15 protein-coding genes and 1 tRNA gene are annotated in these 16562 nt (G+C 62.9%); 8 read left to right on the top strand and 8 right to left on the bottom strand.

Features of this window, described 5'->3' with window-relative positions; translation table 11 throughout:
• Positions 1-2 precede the first annotated feature (2 nt).
• The 3 genes from KG722_RS05170 (at position 3) to KG722_RS05160 (ending at position 2340) form a co-directional block, all read left to right on the top strand.
• Positions 3-1439 (top strand): heme biosynthesis HemY N-terminal domain-containing protein, encoded by a 1437-nt coding sequence (locus KG722_RS05170; RefSeq protein ID WP_213270327.1) that lies wholly within the window; start codon positions 3-5, stop codon positions 1437-1439.
• A gap of 69 nt (positions 1440-1508) precedes the next feature.
• Positions 1509-1584, top strand: a tRNA-Thr gene (locus KG722_RS05165).
• Between the two features lie 45 nt (positions 1585-1629).
• The gene (locus KG722_RS05160; RefSeq protein ID WP_213270324.1) at positions 1630-2340 is read left to right on the top strand and encodes an SDR family NAD(P)-dependent oxidoreductase; all 711 of its coding nucleotides are present in this window, start codon (positions 1630-1632) and stop codon (positions 2338-2340) included.
• Here KG722_RS05160 and KG722_RS05155 read toward each other — a convergent pair.
• From KG722_RS05155 to KG722_RS05140, 4 genes are all read right to left on the bottom strand, one after another.
• On the bottom strand, positions 2337-3155 hold the full coding sequence (locus KG722_RS05155; protein WP_213270321.1) for a PhzF family phenazine biosynthesis protein: 819 nt from the start codon (positions 3153-3155) through the stop codon (positions 2337-2339). The two genes, KG722_RS05160 and KG722_RS05155, sit on opposite strands and share 4 nt — an antisense overlap.
• Before the next feature lie 86 nt (positions 3156-3241).
• On the bottom strand, positions 3242-4060 hold the full coding sequence (thiD, locus tag KG722_RS05150; protein ID WP_213270306.1) for a bifunctional hydroxymethylpyrimidine kinase/phosphomethylpyrimidine kinase: 819 nt from the start codon (positions 4058-4060) through the stop codon (positions 3242-3244).
• Positions 4061-4067: 7 nt separating this feature from the next.
• Complete coding sequence (gene fsa / locus KG722_RS05145) at positions 4068-4718, bottom strand: fructose-6-phosphate aldolase (protein WP_213270303.1); 651 nt, start codon at positions 4716-4718, stop codon at positions 4068-4070.
• Between the two features lie 33 nt (positions 4719-4751).
• Positions 4752-6062: a UDP-glucose/GDP-mannose dehydrogenase family protein gene (locus tag KG722_RS05140; protein WP_213270300.1), complete on the bottom strand. Its 1311-nt coding sequence runs from the start codon at positions 6060-6062 to the stop codon at positions 4752-4754.
• 217 nt (positions 6063-6279) lie between these two features.
• Here KG722_RS05140 and KG722_RS05135 point away from each other — a divergent pair, with 217 nt between their 5' ends.
• Complete coding sequence (locus tag KG722_RS05135) at positions 6280-6837, top strand: glutathione S-transferase family protein (protein WP_366910219.1); 558 nt, start codon at positions 6280-6282, stop codon at positions 6835-6837.
• Positions 6838-6884: 47 nt separating this feature from the next.
• On the opposite strand, the gene KG722_RS05130 is transcribed toward KG722_RS05135, so the two are convergent.
• Positions 6885-8402, bottom strand: coding sequence for a phosphomannomutase/phosphoglucomutase (locus KG722_RS05130; RefSeq protein WP_213270294.1), 1518 nt, complete (start codon positions 8400-8402; stop codon positions 6885-6887).
• Positions 8403-8636: 234 nt separating this feature from the next.
• Here KG722_RS05130 and KG722_RS05125 point away from each other — a divergent pair, with 234 nt between their 5' ends.
• Positions 8637-9422, top strand: a complete 786-nt coding sequence (locus KG722_RS05125; protein ID WP_213270291.1) for an outer membrane beta-barrel protein — start codon at positions 8637-8639, stop codon at positions 9420-9422.
• A gap of 13 nt (positions 9423-9435) precedes the next feature.
• Here KG722_RS05125 and KG722_RS05120 read toward each other — a convergent pair whose 3' ends face one another.
• The 3 genes from KG722_RS05120 to KG722_RS05110 form a co-directional block, all read right to left on the bottom strand.
• Positions 9436-10155, bottom strand: a complete 720-nt coding sequence (locus KG722_RS05120) for a glutamine amidotransferase (protein WP_213270288.1) — start codon at positions 10153-10155, stop codon at positions 9436-9438.
• Positions 10152-12023 (bottom strand): ABC transporter ATP-binding protein, encoded by a 1872-nt coding sequence (locus KG722_RS05115; RefSeq protein WP_213270286.1) that lies wholly within the window; start codon positions 12021-12023, stop codon positions 10152-10154. Before KG722_RS05115 ends, KG722_RS05120 begins: the two co-directional genes overlap by 4 nt.
• Positions 12024-12086: 63 nt before the next feature.
• Positions 12087-13835, bottom strand: a complete 1749-nt coding sequence (locus tag KG722_RS05110; RefSeq protein ID WP_300998245.1) for a DUF885 family protein — start codon at positions 13833-13835, stop codon at positions 12087-12089.
• Between the two features lie 91 nt (positions 13836-13926).
• Between KG722_RS05110 and sdhC the strand changes: the two genes are divergently transcribed.
• The 3 genes from sdhC to sdhA are packed head-to-tail and all read left to right on the top strand — an operon-like array spanning position 13927 to position 16539.
• The gene (sdhC, locus tag KG722_RS05105; protein WP_213270283.1) at positions 13927-14325 is read left to right on the top strand and encodes a succinate dehydrogenase, cytochrome b556 subunit; all 399 of its coding nucleotides are present in this window, start codon (positions 13927-13929) and stop codon (positions 14323-14325) included.
• Positions 14326-14336: 11 nt separating this feature from the next.
• On the top strand, positions 14337-14726 hold the full coding sequence (sdhD, locus tag KG722_RS05100) for a succinate dehydrogenase, hydrophobic membrane anchor protein (protein WP_213270280.1): 390 nt from the start codon (positions 14337-14339) through the stop codon (positions 14724-14726).
• Positions 14727-14751: 25 nt separating this feature from the next.
• Positions 14752-16539, top strand: a complete 1788-nt coding sequence (gene sdhA / locus KG722_RS05095) for a succinate dehydrogenase flavoprotein subunit (RefSeq protein ID WP_213270277.1) — start codon at positions 14752-14754, stop codon at positions 16537-16539.
• Positions 16540-16562 lie beyond the last annotated feature (23 nt).

Below are 16562 nucleotides of genomic sequence, written 5' to 3'. Positions count from 1 at the left end.
GAATGAGCCGGTTTTTCCTTTTCATTTTCGTCCTTCTGCTGATCTCAATCGGCGCCGTGCTGGCCTGGTGGGCCTTCAGCCTGCCCGGTGAAGTCACCTTTCCGGTCGGTCAGGAAATCGTGTCGGTTCGCGCCGGTGTGGCCGCGATCCTGCTCCTGGTATTCGGCGGTCTGATCGCGCTCGCCTGGTGGCTGGCGACGGGCATCCTTGTACTTCCCGGACGTATATCCAAAGCCCAGCGCGCCGCGCGCACCCGCAAGGCCAATGCCGCGCTCGCAGAGGGCTTGCTGGCTGCTGAAGGCGGCGATTCCAAAGCCGCGCTGCGCCTTGCCAAGAAGGCGATGCGCCATGCCGAGGATGAGCGCCTGAAGTTGCTGCTGGAAGCGCGCGCTGCTGAAGCCAATGATGACTGGGCGAGCGCCGAACGCGCCTGGGGCCTACTCACCCGCCTTCCGGGCGGGCAGCTAGCTGGCCTTCGCGGCTCGGCGACCGCCGCCTCGGAACGCGGCGATCCGATCACTGCTGAAACGCGTGCCCGTGAAGCCCTCGAGCTACGCTCGGATGCCGACTGGCCCTTCAATTCCCTGTTCGACATCCAGGTTGCCAAGGGCGACTGGGAGAAGGCGCTCGATACCCTGTCCATGGGCGAGAAGCGCGGCCTTGTGGAAGGCATCAATCTCAAACGCCGCCGCGCGGTGCTGTATACGGCGCGCGCCGTGAACCTGCCCATCGCGGAAAAACCAGCCGCTCAGAAATCCCTCGCCGATGCCATCCGTTCGGCGCCGGATTTTCCGCCTGCCGCCTATCATGGCGCCCGCTTCCTGATGATCGACGGCAAAGCGAGGGCGGCCCAGGGCGTGCTGGAGCTTGGCTGGAAGGCCCGGCCACATCCAGCCCTCGCTCAGCTCTCTCGCCGCCTTGTGCCGCAGGACGACCGCGAACATATCGCAACGCGCCTCAAGGCGCTGGTGGATGCCCACCCCACCCATCGCGAAAGCCGCATCCTCTCGGCCGAGCTCGCAATGGACAATGCCGACTGGGTGGACGCCATCAAGACCCTCGCTTTGCTGGTGGAGGAAAACCCCACGGCCCGCCTCTGCCTCCTGATGGAGCGCGCCCTCAAGGGCTATGGCGACATGAGCGAAGCCCAGCGCTGGGGCCGCATGGCGGTCTCCGCCTCCCGCGAAGCTGACTGGTCGGACATCGACCCCAAGGGCGGCGCCTTCGATTATGACCGTCAGGGCTGGGGCCGCCTCGTCTATGCCTTCGGCGATGTCGGCGAGTTGATCCATCCGCGCTATGAAAGCTATGGCCGCGAATTGGAGGCTGGCCGCGTGCTCGCCCTCGCCCACCAGCCCGAAGACGGCCCCTTGAGCGCCCCAAAACCCCCGCAGGGCCCGCTGACCCAGCCCCTCGACTACGCCCCGGACGAGGACTGACTCCGAAGCCAAAACCGGCTTGCATGCAGGGGGCCCTGCCAGTATATGCGGGGCCTGCCGAAACGGCATGCCGCTTTAGCTCAGCTGGTAGAGCACATCATTCGTAATGATGGGGTCAGGTGTTCAAGTCACCTAAGCGGCACCATTCCCCTTCCCCTCTGCTGTCTGCGCACCTAGCTGGCTGCGCATCATGATCGCAGCAGTTTTCGGCAGTTCCGGCGGCATTGGCCGCGCCCTGGTCAGCGAGCTTCTCGCTCGCGGCACTTTCCAGAAGATCTACGCCATCTCCCGCGGCGGCGCCGCCCATGACGGCGCGCTCACCCGGAGCGTAGACTTTCTTGACGTTATAGCGCTCTCGACGCTGGCCGCTGAGATGGCTACTGAAGCACCCCTCGGGCTCTGCATCGTAGCCAGCGGCCTGCTGTCGGATGGCGACGGGCTTCAACCGGAGAAATCCTACCGGCAGCAGTCTGCACATGCGTTCCACCGCGTCTTCGAGGCAAACACAATCGCCCCGGCGCTTATTGCCAAGCACATGCTGCCACTGATGCCCAAGAAAGAGCGCAGCGTATTTGCCGCCCTCTCCGCACGCGTTGGCTCGATCTCTGATAACCGCCTCGGTGGCTGGCATGCCTATCGCGCTTCCAAGGCGGCCCTCAACATGCTGATCCGCAACTACGCGCTTGAACAAGCCCGCCGCGCGCCGGGGTCGATCTGCGTGGGCCTTCATCCGGGCACGGTAGACACCGCCCTCTCCCAGCCGTTCCAGTCCGGCATCAGCGAGGGAAAGCTCTTCAGCCCGCAACAATCGGCCAGCTACCTGCTGGACGTGACAAGCCGCCTGACGCCGGAAGACAGCGGAAAATGTTTCGACTGGGCAGGCAAGGAAGTGCCCACCTAAAGCCGGAACTGGCCTTCAATGACCGTCACGGCCTTACCAACCAGCTTCACCCGGTCTCCTTCCAGATGCACATCCACCCGCGCGCCCCGCCCGGGATAGGCCTGCCAGCAGGCTGCTTTCGGCAGATCAAAGTGCGTCGCAAGAATGCGCGAGAGCATCGTGTGCCAGCTGCCCGTGGCGGGATCTTCATCGATCCCAGAACCCGGCGCAAAGAAACGACTGGTCACGTCCACGCCGTCGCCGCCGAGCGCAAAACAGCCGAAATTGCCCCGGTCCCAGCCGCTGGCCTCCGCACCAAGAACTTTAAGCGCCTTCATATCCGGTTGCAGAGCCTTCACGGTCTCGGGGCCGTCAAACCGCGCCGCATAGAACATCCCGCCCCACGCCTCCAGCGGCCGCGCGCCCAGCGCCGCCGCAATATCCTCCGTCACCGGAACAGGCTGGATCGGCGCCGAGGGGAAATCCATCTCGAGCCGCCCGTCAGCCATCCGGCGTACGCTGAGCCGGCCAGAACGGACCGTATCAAAATGGATGACATCCCCGTCATACCCGCCCTCATCAAACAGCACATGCGCCGAGGCGAGCGTCGCATGACCGCACAGCGGCACCTCCACCGCCGGCGTAAACCAGCGCAGCGCCCAAACACCGTCCGCCAACGGAACAAGATAGGCGGTCTCGGCCACATTGTTCTCCGCCGCGATCTTCAGCAGCACATCATCGGCAAGGAAGGCGTCCAACGGCATGACGCACGCCTGGTTGCCCTCAAAGGGTTGATTGGCGAACGCGTCGACCTGATAGAATGGAAAGGTGGGCATGGAAGAGAATCCCTCAAGGAACCCTTTCTCTGGCACGGGCTGCCTGAAGCGTAAAATGAAGATTTCTGCGGGGGTGTTGAGCCCTGCTAATCCTTGTCCTTCAGCACCCAGCCATGGTTGACCGGGTGATGGCCTGCGCCAAACCCTTGCGCATGCTGGATGGCGCCGAACAGGTATTCCCGCGCCCGCTCGATCGCTTCGGGCAGGCTGACACCCTGCGCCAGCAGCGCCGTAATCGCCGAGGCCAGCGTGCATCCTGTCCCGTGCGTCGCTTTAGTATCGATGCGGGGTCCCTCGAAGATCCACTCGCCCGTCGTTGTCTGCAGCACGTCATGGATCACGGCACCGGGAATGTGCCCGCCCTTTACCAGCGCGCCATGTGCGCCCAGTTCCAAGAGCCGCTCGGCCGCCCGCCGCTGGCCATCCAGCGTCTCTACAGCCTTGCCCGTCAGCACTTCTGCTTCCGGCGCATTGGGCGTAACCAGCCGCGCGCGTGGCACCAACTCGGAGCGGATCGCGCCAATGGCTTTTTCATCCACCAGCCTGTGGCCCGATGTCGAGATAATCACCGGATCGATCACCTGCCCGAGCCCGAAAGCCCTCTGCGCGAGCGTCTCGGCCACCGCCTCGACGAGCGGCGCAGTGCCCAGCATGCCGGTCTTGATCGCATCCGCGCCAATATCGGTCAGCACAGCCGTCATCTGGTCGGTCACTGCGTTGACCGGTACAGGCCAAACGCCCTGCACGCCCAGCGTGTTCTGCACGGTGATCGCGGTTACCGCCGTCATTGCAAAGCCGCCCAGCATCGTTACGGCCTTGATGTCGGCCTGTATCCCGGCACCACCCCCGGAATCAGATCCGGCAATGATCAGCACACGGCCACGTGGACCTTCAGCCTCAGCCATGACGGGATCAGACCTCGATGCCGGCTTTCTTTGCGTCCGCGAGGAATGTCTCGAGGCCTTTGTCCGTCAGCGGATGGCTGACAAGGCTGCGGATCACCGAAGGTGGCGCTGTCATGACGTCCGCTCCGGCGAGCGCGCAGAGCTTCACATGATTGGCCGTCCGGATCGAGGCCGCGAGGATCTCGGTCTCGAACATGTAGTTGTCATAGATCTGGCGGATTTCCTGGATCAGCTCCATGCCGTCGATATGGATGTCATCCAGGCGCCCGATAAAGGGCGAGATGAAGGCTGCGCCCGCCTTGGCCGCCAGCAGCGCCTGATTGGCCGAGAAGCAGAGCGTCACGTTCACCGGAATGCCGTCATCGGCCAGCGTCCGGCAGGCCTTGAGGCCATCCCAGGTCAGCGGCAACTTGACCGTAACATTCTCGGCAATCTTCGCGAGCTTGCGGCCTTCGGTGACCATACCCTCGGCATCGATAGCAACGACTTCGGCGCTCACCGGGCCATCGGTCAGGCCGCAGATTTCGGCGACAACCTCCGCAAACGGACGGCCCGACTTGGCGATCAGCGAGGGATTGGTGGTGACCCCGTCAATCAGACCGGTTGCGGCCAGTTCGGCAATGTCCTTGGTGTCGGCAGTATCTACGAAAAACTTCATGAGCTTACTTCCTGTTGGGCGATCTGACGGGGACTAAGAGACGGGACGCCCGATGGAGGTATAGGCAAAACCATGCTTGGCCGCATCGTCGGGGTGATAGATGTTGCGCAGGTCAACCAAGACATTGCCCTTCATGGCCGTCTTGATGCGGTTGAGGTCAAGCGCGCGGAACTGGTCCCACTCGGTGATGATGACAATGGCATCGGCGCCGTCGACGGCGGCATAGGCGCTGCCCGCAAATTCGACATCCTTCAGGAGATGGGAGGCCTCCTTCATCGCTTCGGGGTCGAATGCCACGATCCGGGCGCCGGCCTTCTGAAGCGCCGGCACGATGTCGAGCGAGGGCGCGTCGCGCATGTCGTCCGTGTTCTGCTTGAAGGCGAGGCCGAGCACACCGATGGTCTTGCCGGAAACGTCCCCGCCCATCGCCGCGATCACCTTGTCGGCCATCGCTTTCTTGCGGTCGGCGTTCACTTCGATCACCGTATCGACGATGCGCACTGGGCTGCCATAGTCGTTCGCGGTCTTGGTCAGGGCGAGCGTGTCTTTCGGAAAGCAGGAGCCGCCATAGCCGGGGCCGGCATTGAGGAATTTCGCGCCGATGCGGCCATCCAGGCCAATCCCGCGGGAAACTTCCTGCACATTCGCGCCCACCTTCTCGCAAAGGTCAGCCATCTCGTTGATGAAGGTGATCTTCACAGCCAGGAAGGCATTGGCCGCATACTTGATCAGCTCGGAGGTGCGCCGCGTCGTGAAAAGGATCGGCGTCTCGTTGAGGAAGAGCGGCCGGTACAGTTCCTTCATGACCTGCTTGGCGCGCTCGTCATCGGTGCCGACAACCACGCGGTCGGGAATCTTGAAGTCCTTGATGGCAGCGCCTTCGCGCAGGAATTCAGGGTTGGAGACAACCGCAAAGTCCGCGTCCGGCCGTGTCCGCCGAATGATCTCTTCCACCTCATCGCCCGTGCCAACAGGAACGGTCGATTTAGTGACAACCACCGTGAACCCGTCCATCAGCTGGGCGATCTCTTCGGCCGCGCCATAGACATAGGAAAGATCGGCATGTCCATCGCCCCGGCGGGACGGCGTGCCGACAGCGATGAACACAGCGTCGGCGTTCTTGATCGCTTCCTTGGCATCGGTGGTGAAGAACAGGCGCTCTTCCTTCACATTGCTGGCCACAAGATTGTCGAGGCCGGGCTCATAGATCGGCATAATGCCATTCTTCAGCTTCTCGATCTTGCCTTCGTCCTTGTCGACGCAGGTCACCGTATGGCCGAAATCGGCAAAACAGGCGCCCGAAACCAGGCCCACATAGCCCGTACCGATGATCGCAACACGCATGGGATTCCCTCAACACTCTGAAAGCGAGGCAGATGATCGCGGGGTGCATTTTTTGAGCGCCGAAATCAAGAGGAGATTGCCGTCGCGGGAAAGGCGCTTGACGTGGCTGGCCGGAGAGGACCAGATCAAAACATGAACGATTGGAGAGGTCATGAGACTGGTTTTCTACACCAACCCGATGTCGCGCGGCCGCATCATCCGCTGGGTGCTGTAAGAAATCGGCGCGCCTTATGAAACGCGCTTCCAGCGCTATGGGGAGGAGATGAGCGCGCCGTCCTATGCCACCATCAATCCCATGCAGAAAGTGCCCGCCATCGTCCTCAATGGCAGCGTCGTCACCGAGTGCGGCGCCATCAGCCTCTATCTGGCGGACGCTTTCCCCGAGGCCGGCCTCGCCCCGCCGCTGCCTGACCGGGCAAGCTATTACCGCTGGATGATGTTCGCCGCCGGCCCATGGGAACAGGCCAACATTAACACGGCCCTTGGCGTCGATGCCTCCCCTGAACAGTCGCGCATGGCGGGTTATGGCACATTCGGGCGCGCGCTCGACGTGCTCGAGAGTCGCGTGCCGGAAACAGGCTATATGCTGGCCGGGAAATTCTCGGCGCTGGACGTTTACGCCGGTTCCCATATCGGCTGGGCCACCCAGTTCGGATCGGTTCCGGCAACGCCAAGGGTTAGCGCCTATCTCGATCGTGTCCAGTCACGCCCTGCTGCGCTGCGCGCCGTAGAGCTTGGTGATGTGGCCATCGGCGAATACGGGCCGGCGGCCTAAAACGGCAGGGCCTCTTCCGCAATCAGCGCAGAAGAGACCCGCCTTTTTCAGATTTCCTGATTGTACTTGCCAACTTCCGAATGCTTGCCGAGGCGCGGCTTCACTTCCTTGTGGAAGAGATCCTTCATGTCCGCCTCGCTCGCCATGGACTCGACCACGACAACCAGCTCGGGCTTGTTGGAGGACGCGCGTACCAGCACCCAAGAACCATCTTCCAGGGTCACCCGTGCGCCATTGACAGTGTTCACTTCCACGACCTTCCGGCCAAGGATCATTGTTCCATCCAGGGCCTGATATTCGGCCACCATCTTGTCGACCACGTCATACTTCACCTCATCGCCGCAATGGGCCGCCATCGTAAGCGACGTATAGGCGATGCCCAGTTCGCTCTTGAGGTCGGCCATCGTACGACCGGGATTGCGGTCCAGCATTTCAAGGATGGCCTTGGCCGCAATCAGCCCGTCATCATAGCCCAGCCCGATGGGCGGGCGGAAGAAGAAGTGGCCGGACTTCTCGAAACCCGCCAGCGCGCCGAGCTCGTTCGTACGGCGCTTGATGTAGGAATGGCCGGTCTTGTAATAATCCACCGTCGCGCCGTTCGCCTTCAGCACCGGGTCGGTCTTGTAGAGACCGGTCGATTTCACATCGACCACGAAGGTCGCATTGGCAAAGTTCTTCGACAGGTCGCGCGCCAGCATCAGGCCTATCTTGTCAGCAAAGATCTCTTCGCCGGTATTGTCCACCACGCCGCAGCGGTCACCGTCCCCATCAAAACCGAGCACGACATCCGCACCGTGCTGCTTTGCTGCCAGAGACATCTCGTGGAGCATCTCATGGTCTTCCGGGTTCGGATTGTATTTCGGGAAGGTCATGTCGAGATTGCAGTCCATCTCGATCACCTCAGCGCCAAGCCCGCGTAGCACGTCGCCGGCAAACGCGCCCGCCGTGCCGTTCCCGCAGGCAGCCACCACCTTCAGCTTCCGCTTCAGCCGCGTGTCGCCGACGATCGCCTGGATGTATTTCTCGCGGATGCCGTCAACGCGGCGGTGGGTGCCGCCTTCGCGCGTCATGAACTTCCCGCCCATCACGATCTCCTTCAGGCGGCCCATCTCGTCGGGCCCGAAGGTAAGCGGGCGGCTAGCGCCCATCTTCACGCCGGTCCAGCCGTTCTCGTTATGGCTCGCCGTGACCATCGCGCAGCAGGCCGCGTCCAGCTCGAACTGGCTCCAGTACACCATCGGCGAAAGCGCGAGGCCCACATCGAGCACCTCGCAGCCTCCAGCAATCATGCCCAGGGTAAGCGCATTCTTGATCGGCTGGCTGATCGAGCGATAGTCATGTCCGGTAACTACCGTGGGTTTCACGCCCATCTCGTGGAATAGCGTCGCCATTCCTAGGCCGAGAGCCTGAACGCCCGTCAGGTTGAGCTCGGGCGCCTTCGCATGGCCGATCCCGTTGAACCACCAACGCGCATCATATTCCCGGAAACCCGTCGGCTTCACCAGAGGCAGGATCTCGAATTCGAGTGTGTTGGGGGCAATGTCGGCTAGCGGCTTGGGCAGCATTGTGTCTCTCCGTGAAACGGGTTTCTGGCGCGGCGCCTTGTCCGCGCGGTATCTGGCCCCTCTCCATGCAGAATTCGCGCCTCTGGGGCAAAGGAGAAATGCGGCGCCTACCTCACAAAAAGTTCAGAAATAAAATATTGAGTCCTAGATATTTTATTCTAGCTCCTACTTCGGAAGCGCGCGGCACGCCTCTTCCACGGCCGCCCGTCCCCTCAAGAAAATCAGGAGAAACACATGAAACTCTGCTCTGCGATCGCTCTTCTCGCCGTGATGTCGGCCACCCTGGCCGCCCCAGCCGCTGCGCAGGATTGGTATGCCTCCGCCTCGGCCGGATACCTCCTGCAGAATGACAGCTCCAACAAAGGCACTAGCGGTGCCTTCACCACCGGCAACGGCGCCCCTGTAATCCCCTTCGGCACCGCCATCGCCGCCGGCACCCTCTATGGCTGGGAAACCGAATTCGACAATGGCTACGCCCTCTCCGGCGAAGTCGGCGCCTATTATGGCAACTCCCTGCGCTCAGGCATCGAGATCAGCCAGAACAAGGCCGATGTCGACACCCATAGCGGCGTAAACGTCGCTGGCACAGTGATCGACGGCGTCGACGCTGCCGTCCTCACCGGTTCGGATACCCAACTGGGTGCAACTGTCGGCGCCGTCGTCGCCGATGGCCGCGGCGACATCAAGTCGACAAGTATCTTCGCCAACCTCTATTACGACTTCAACGCCGCCGGACCGATCCGTCCCTATGTCGGCGCCGGTCTTGGCTATTCTGATGTCGAAGTCACCTACCGTCCCTCGGGCGTCGGCATCATCGACGACAGCGAAGGCAAACTTGCCTGGCAGCTGAAGGGCGGCGCCACCTGGGCCTTCAGCGACAAGATCGAATTCTTCGGTGAAGCAACCTACCGCGCCACAGATGATGTTGAACTCAAGAACGATCTCTTCCCCGGCACGCTTAACGTCGAAAACACGCAGACACTCCTCAGCTTAGGCGCCCGTTACCGTTTCGGCAGCTGATGCAATACCTGCTTCAGCTTCCTGAGGCAGCCCTCAGGAAGCTGGCAATCCACTGCGCCAGAAAGCGGCGGTCGCACGCCCCCTCCAGCGACGCGATCGCCGCATCTGCAGCCTCCGGGGTAAGGCTCGTCCCCCGGCGCGCAGCATAGAGAGCTTGCGAAAACTCTGTGCTGAATTCCGGATGGCACTGAAAACCCAGCGCTGGAAAGCCGGCATAGCTGAGCCCCGCAAATTCGGTAAACGCCGACGCGGCAACGATCTCCGCCGAGGCCGGCTTCACCACCACCTGATCCTGATGGCTCACCGCGATGCTCATTGCGGAAGGCGCCGCGCCCTCCCATCCGGGGGTCGCAGCGATACCGTAGGTGTGCCGGCCGATGCCCCAGCCCTTCTCGGACTTGACGACTTTCCCGCCCAGCGCCTCAGCCATGATCTGGTGGCCGAAACAGATGCCCACCTGCGGCGTCAAGGCCTGCGCAGCGCCGCGAATGAACGCCATGAGCGGCGCAATCCACGGCTCACTGTCATAGACCCCGGCAGGAGAACCGGTATAGAGCAGCGCGCCAGCAGCCGCCGGATCCGGCAATGCCTCGCCCTTCACGACAGAAACCGTCTCCATCGAGATCCCGCTGTCCACGGACGAAAACATTTCCCGGAACATTTCCGGATAACTCGGGAAGCGGTCGCGGATCGCCAGGGGCGCCTGCCCCGTTTCAATGATCGTCAATTTCATTCGGCCGGTTCCGAAACCTTGCTGTCAAAATCAACGGGCTCCGGCTCCACCAGGAACCCGCCGGACTGGCGCGCCCAGAGCTCGGAATAAAGCCCGCCGGCCGCCACAAGTGCCTCATGCGTGCCCTGCTCGACGACCCGCCCCTGATCGAGAACGATCAGCCGGTCCATCTCGGCAATTGTCGAGAGCCGATGCGCAATCGCCAGCACCGTCTTACCTTCCATCAGGCGAAAGAGGTTGTCCTGGATTGCCGCTTCAACTTCAGAATCGAGAGCCGAGGTCGCCTCGTCAAGGATAAGGATCGGCGCATCCTTCAGGAAGATGCGCGCAATCGCGATCCGCTGTCGCTGGCCGCCAGAGAGCTTAACGCCCCGCTCGCCGACATGCGCGTCAAGGCCGGTCCGCCCTTTGGAATCCTCAAGGCTCTCGATGAAAGGCATCGCCTCAGCCTTCTCGGCGGCAAGGCGAATCTCGTCATCGCTGGAGTCCGGCCGCCCATAGGCGATGTTCTCGCGGATGGAGCGGTGCAGCAGCGAGGTATCCTGCGTCACCATACCTATCTGTGCCCGGAGGGTCTCCTGAGTGACCAGCGAGATGTCCCGCCCATCGATCAGGATGCGACCGCTTTCGGCATCGTAAAAGCGCAAGAGCAGACTCGTCAGTGTCGTCTTGCCCGCGCCCGAGCGTCCGACAAGCCCGATCTTCTCGCCGGGACGAATCACCAAATTGAGGGCCTCGATCACGCCCGAGCCCTTGCCATAATGGAAGGTCACATTCTCGAACGCCACTTCGCCCGTAACGCGCGGCAGGTCCACCGCGCCCGGCGCGTCTGTCACTGCCACCGGCTTTTGCAGCATCGCCATGCCGTCATAGACGACACCGATATTCTCGAAGAGTCCGGCAACCTCCCACATAATCCACTGCGACATCGACTTGATGCGCAGCGCAAGGCCAATCGCTGCCGCCACCGCGCCCGCGCCGACCAGATTGCCCATCCACAAATAGATGCCGCCCGCCGCGATCAGGAACACCAGCAGCGAGTTGTTGAGATAGACAATGAAATTGAGGCTCGTGACCATCCGCATCTGGCGATACACGGTCTGCAGGAACCCATCCATCGACTCGCGCGCATAGTCTTCCTCGCGCCCGGAATGGGCAAACAGCTTCACTGTCTGGATGTTCGTATAGGAATCAACGATCCGGCCGGTCATGATCGAGCGTGCATCTGCCTGCAACTCGGCCACCTTGCCGAGGCGCGGCACAAACCAGCGCATGATCAGTCCGTACACGACCGCCCAGAAAAGGAACGGCACCATCAGCCAGGGGTCGGCCGACGCCACCAGCAACAAGGCAGAAATGAAATAGACCGCAATGAAGACGAAGACATCCAGCACCTTCATCACCACTTCGCGCACCGACAGAGCCGTCTGCATCACCTTGGTGGCGACGCGCCCGGCAAACTCGTTGCCGAAAAAGCCCATGGACTGGCCCAGCATCTGCCGGTGCATCCGCCAGCGCGCGCCCATCGGCACGTTGCCCATCAGGCCCTGATAGACAATCAGCCCCTGGATCAGCGTCGCCAGCGGCAGGCCGATCAGCAGCACCGCGCCCATGATCGCCAGCGTGCCCCCTTCCCGCTCAAAGAAGCCTTGCCGGTCGGCGGTCGCCAGCCAGTCGACAATCCCGCCCAGGAAGCCGAACAGCGCCACTTCCCCGGCCGCAATCAGGGCAGTGAAACACGCCATCGCAGCCAGCCAGGGCGCAGCCGGGCGGACATAGAACCAGAGGAACGGTAAAAGCCCGCTGGGCGGAACGCCTTCGGGATTTTCCGGAAACGGATCGATACGGCGTTCAAAGAAGCGAAACATGACCCGGCCCATTTGGAGAGGCAGGCCGGAAAGAGCAAGCGCTGCCCGAGAATGAAAGGCGGCTCAAGGCGCCGCCGCCTTGGCCTGCCCGGCCTGCGCCGCAACCCAGTTCTTCACCTGCATCTCCAGCACATCCATCGGCACGGCTCCCTGCCCGAGAACCACGTCATGGAACGCGCGGATGTCGAACGCGCTGCCCAGGGCGGCTTCGGCGTCGGCCCGCAGCGCCCGGATTTTCAGCTCGCCGATCTTGTAGGCCGTCGCCTGCCCCGGCCAGCCGATGTACCGGGTCACCTCGGTCTGGATGTTGAGCGGGGAGAGCGCCGTATTTTCAATGAAACACGCCTCGGCCTCTTCCCGGCTCCAGCCATACCAGTGCAGCCCGGTATCCGACACCAGCCGGCAGGCCCGCCACATTTCCATCGAAAGCGCGCCGAACTCTTCATAAGGGGTCTGCATCAGGCCCGCTTCACTGGCGATCCATTCAGCATAAAGCCCCCATCCCTCGCCAAAGGCGGTGGCGTAATAGTTCTGCCGGAACCGGGGCTGGCCTTCCATTTCCTGCGCCAGCGCGATCTGCAGATGGTGCCCGGGCACAGCCTCATGGGCCGAAAGGGCCGGCAATTCATAGAGGGGGCGCTGGTCGAGGGCATATGTGTTGACCAGATAGGCGCCCTTGCGCCCCTCCGCCGGGTCGCCGGACATATACCGCCCGGACGTATAACCCGGCGCGATCGAGGCCGGCACGGGGTCTACCGTATATCCAAGGCGCGGCAGGCGGTTGAAATAGAGAGGCAGGATGGCGTCGAGCCGGCCGGAAATCTCCTTCGCCGCCGCCATCAATTCACCATCGGTTTGCGCATAGAATTGCGGATCGGTGCGCAGGAAGACGAGGAAATCGGCAAAGCTGCCCTCAAAGCCGGTCTCGGCAATGATCGCTTCCATCGCCGCGCGGATGCGCGCCACTTCGGTGAGGCCTATGGCGTGGATCTCTTCTGCCGAGTAGCCAGCGCCCGCCGTATGGGTCCCGACCAGCGCGGCATAGACCTCGCGCCCGCCTTCCAGCCCGGCAATCCCGGCGCCCACCCGCGCCGCTGGGGCATAGGTCTCATCGATGTATGCAAGTGTCTCGCGATAGGCCGCAATGGCGCGCCCCGCCGCTTCCAACCCCTTTTCCTGAAGCCTTGATCTGGACTCTGGATCGACCCCTTCGCCTATTTCCGCCAGTGGCCGGTAAAGCTCGCTAGCCGCGACATCCTCGGTGATCTGCGCCGCGATCTGCTCCCGCACCGTGTTCAGCGGATCGATATTCGACGTCCAACCCGACTCGATCCCGCGCGTCATGTTTGCCCGGTTCTGCGCAAAATAGCGCGGCACATCATTCAGCCGCGCGATCCAGGCCTCGGCCTCTTCCGCCGTCCGCACCCGGTAGCGCATCGCTGCGAACACCGGCTCGGCCTGGAACCCCCAATCCCCAGTGAACGGGATACGCACTGAATCAGTACGATATTCGTTGATCTCGTCGGTCAGCAGCCGCGCCAGGATGGCCTGGTCCAGTGTCCGGGCCGTTTCAGCTGCCTTGATTTCAGCCAGCAGCGCCTCTGCCCGCGCCGCGCGCGCCGCCAGCGCCCCGGGCGAGACATCCCGCCAGGCCACCGGCTCGGCATCGCTCATTTCCCCCGCCTGATCAGGGTCGCCCTGGCGCACATGCGTCTCATACTGCCCAATCAGCGCGTCCAGCGGGTCTTCGGGCGCCGCTACGGCAACCGGGGCGATCAGGGCGAACAAAACTGCGCAAAGTACCGGTTTCAATTTGTCGCTCCCTCTCCTGCCTGCGTTGACACCACCCTAGAGGCTCGTAGAAGCGGAGGCCAGCCTTCCCATTGCCCGCGAGGAACACCCCATGTCCGGACCGCAGCGCGCCGCCGCGCGCCCCTTGTCCCCGCACCTGCAGATCTGGCGCTACCACGTCACGATGCTTGCTTCGATCACCCACCGGATCACGGGGGCAGCCCTTTATTTCGGAACCTTCCTGATCGCCGCCTGGCTCGTGGCCCTCGCCATCAGCCCGGAAACCTACGGCGCGATGGACGTCGTCCTCGCCTCCATCCCCGGCAAGGTCATCCTCTTTCTCTGGGCCGTCGCGGTGATGTTCCACCTGTTCAACGGCATCCGCCACCTCGTCTGGGACGGCCCCGGCATCGGCTTTTCGCCGAAAGTCGCAAGCAATGTGTCCGCAGCCATCTACATCCTGGCCATCCTCAGCGCAGCCGCGCTGATGTTTGCTGCCAGCGCGTTCTGAAGGAGGCCCCGATGTCCCAAGGCCAGTTCCTCACCCCCACCAAGACCGCCCGCGGTCTTGGCTCTGCCAAATCCGGCACCGCCCACCATATCCGCCTGCGCGTGGCCGCCCTGGCGCTCATCGCGCTGGTGCCGTGGTTCCTCTACGGCGTCATCAAGGCGTCCGGTTCGGGCTATGAAGGCGCCCTCGCCTGGGTCGGCCACCCGGTCAACGCTGCCCTCCTGATCCTCACCGCAGGCGCGGTATCTTACCACATGCGCCTCGGTATGCAGACCATCATCGAAGACTACATTAGCAAGACAGGCATGCGCACCACCCTCCTGATCCTGAACACGTTCGCGGCCATCGCGATGTTCGCCGCCGTTGCCATGGCGGTGGTACAGGTCTGGATCGGCGGCTGAGCCACGCGAAAAGAGATAGAAGAACATGAGCAGCTATAACTGGATTGATCATACCTACGACGTCGTCGTTGTGGGTGCCGGCGGCTCCGGTCTCCGCGCAGCACTCGGCGCCGCCCAGGCGGGCCTGCGCACGGCCTGCATCACCAAGGTCTTCCCCACCCGCTCCCACACAGTCGCGGCTCAGGGCGGCATCGCCGCCTCGCTCGGCAACATGTCCCAGGACAGCTGGCAGTGGCACATGTACGACACCGTCAAGGGATCCGACTGGCTCGGTGACCAGGACGCGATCGAATACCTCGTGCGCAATGCGCCCGCCGCCGTTTACGAGCTCGAGCATTGGGGCATGCCCTTCTCGCGCACCGAGGAAGGCAAGATCTACCAGCGCGCTTTCGGCGGCATGACCCGCAATTTCGGCGAAGGCCCCGTCCAGCGCACCTGCGCGGCAGCCGACCGTACCGGCCACGCCATGCTGCACACCCTCTATGGCCAGTGCGTGCGTGAAGAGACCGAGTTCTTCATCGAATACTTCGCCCTCGACCTGATCATGGACGAAGACGGCGTATGCCGCGGCGTGACCGCCTGGAAACTTGACGACGGCACCCTCCACCGCTTCCGCGCCCAGAAGACGATCCTGGCGACCGGCGGCTATGGCCGCGCCTATTTCTCCTGCACCTCGGCCCACACCTGCACCGGCGATGGAAATGCCATGGTCCTGCGCGCCGGCCTGCCGCTTCAGGACATGGAGTTCGTCCAGTTCCACCCTACCGGCATCTACGGCTCGGGCTGCCTGATCACCGAAGGCGCCCGCGGCGAAGGCGGCTATCTGACCAACTCGGAAGGCGAACGCTTCATGGAGCGCTATGCGCCCTCCGCCAAGGACCTCGCCTCACGCGATGTCGTCTCCCGCGCGATGACCATGGAAATCCGCGACGGCCGCGGCGTCGGCCCGGAGAAAGACCACATCTTCCTCCACCTAGACCACCTCTCGCCCGACACCCTGCACGAGCGCCTGCCCGGCATCTCGGAAACGGCAAAAATCTTCGCTGGCGTGGACGTCACCAAAGAGCCGATCCCGGTCCTACCGACCGTTCACTACAACATGGGCGGTATCCCGACGAACTTCCACGGCGAAGTCCTCACCAAGAAGGGCGGCGATCCCGACGCGGTTGTGCCCGGCCTGATGGCTGTGGGCGAAGCGGCCTGTGTGTCCGTACACGGCGCAAATCGACTCGGATCCAACTCGCTGATCGACCTGGTCGTCTTCGGCCGCGCTGCTGGCCTGCGCTGCGGGGCGACCACTGAGGCCGGCGCACGCCAACCGGAACTCGCCAAGAACGCAACCGACAGCCACATCGCCCGTCTCGACAAGATGCGCAACGCCACCGGCGACCAGCCGGTTGCCAAGCTCCGCCTCGAAATGCAGCGCGCCATGCAGTCCAATTGCGCCGTCTTCCGCACTGGCTCGGTGCTGAAGGAAGGCGTCGATGCCATCGAGGACGTCTATACCAAACTGCCAGGTATCGACGTCAAGGATCGCGGCATGGTCTGGAACACCGACCTCGTCGAAGCCCTCGAGTTTGAAAACCTGATCTGCCAGGCGGCCGTGACGGTTAACTCGGCGGCCAACCGCGAAGAAAGCCGCGGCGCCCATGCCCGTGAAGACTTCGCAGACCGCGACGACCAGAAATGGATGAAGCACACCCTCGCTTGGTGTGATGACGCTGGCAAGGTCTCGCTCGATTACCGCCCGGTGCACGAATACACGCTCTCCAACGAGATCGAGTACATCAAGCCAAAAGCGCGGGTATACTGATCAATCAACGAACATGACCGGCG

Origin of the sequence: Hyphomonas sp., from assembly GCF_018402285.1 — a bacterium.
GTDB lineage: Bacteria > Pseudomonadota > Alphaproteobacteria > Caulobacterales > Hyphomonadaceae > Hyphomonas.
Note: the sequence above shows the minus strand (reverse complement) of the source record. Positions and strands in the feature narration are given on the sequence as shown.

Coding starts and splice junctions, on each gene's coding strand:
- KG722_RS05170 (WP_213270327.1), top strand. CDS start 3: ATGAGCCGGTTTTTCCTTTTCATTTTCGTCCTTCTGCTGATCTCAATC.
- KG722_RS05160 (WP_213270324.1), top strand. CDS start 1,630: ATGATCGCAGCAGTTTTCGGCAGTTCCGGCGGCATTGGCCGCGCCCTG.
- KG722_RS05155 (WP_213270321.1), bottom strand. CDS start 3,155: ATGCCCACCTTTCCATTCTATCAGGTCGACGCGTTCGCCAATCAACCC.
- thiD (WP_213270306.1), bottom strand. CDS start 4,060: ATGGCTGAGGCTGAAGGTCCACGTGGCCGTGTGCTGATCATTGCCGGA.
- fsa (WP_213270303.1), bottom strand. CDS start 4,718: ATGAAGTTTTTCGTAGATACTGCCGACACCAAGGACATTGCCGAACTG.
- KG722_RS05140 (WP_213270300.1), bottom strand. CDS start 6,062: ATGCGTGTTGCGATCATCGGTACGGGCTATGTGGGCCTGGTTTCGGGC.
- KG722_RS05130 (WP_213270294.1), bottom strand. CDS start 8,402: ATGCTGCCCAAGCCGCTAGCCGACATTGCCCCCAACACACTCGAATTC.
- KG722_RS05125 (WP_213270291.1), top strand. CDS start 8,637: ATGAAACTCTGCTCTGCGATCGCTCTTCTCGCCGTGATGTCGGCCACC.
- KG722_RS05120 (WP_213270288.1), bottom strand. CDS start 10,155: ATGAAATTGACGATCATTGAAACGGGGCAGGCGCCCCTGGCGATCCGC.
- KG722_RS05115 (WP_213270286.1), bottom strand. CDS start 12,023: ATGTTTCGCTTCTTTGAACGCCGTATCGATCCGTTTCCGGAAAATCCC.
- sdhC (WP_213270283.1), top strand. CDS start 13,927: ATGTCCGGACCGCAGCGCGCCGCCGCGCGCCCCTTGTCCCCGCACCTG.
- sdhD (WP_213270280.1), top strand. CDS start 14,337: ATGTCCCAAGGCCAGTTCCTCACCCCCACCAAGACCGCCCGCGGTCTT.
- sdhA (WP_213270277.1), top strand. CDS start 14,752: ATGAGCAGCTATAACTGGATTGATCATACCTACGACGTCGTCGTTGTG.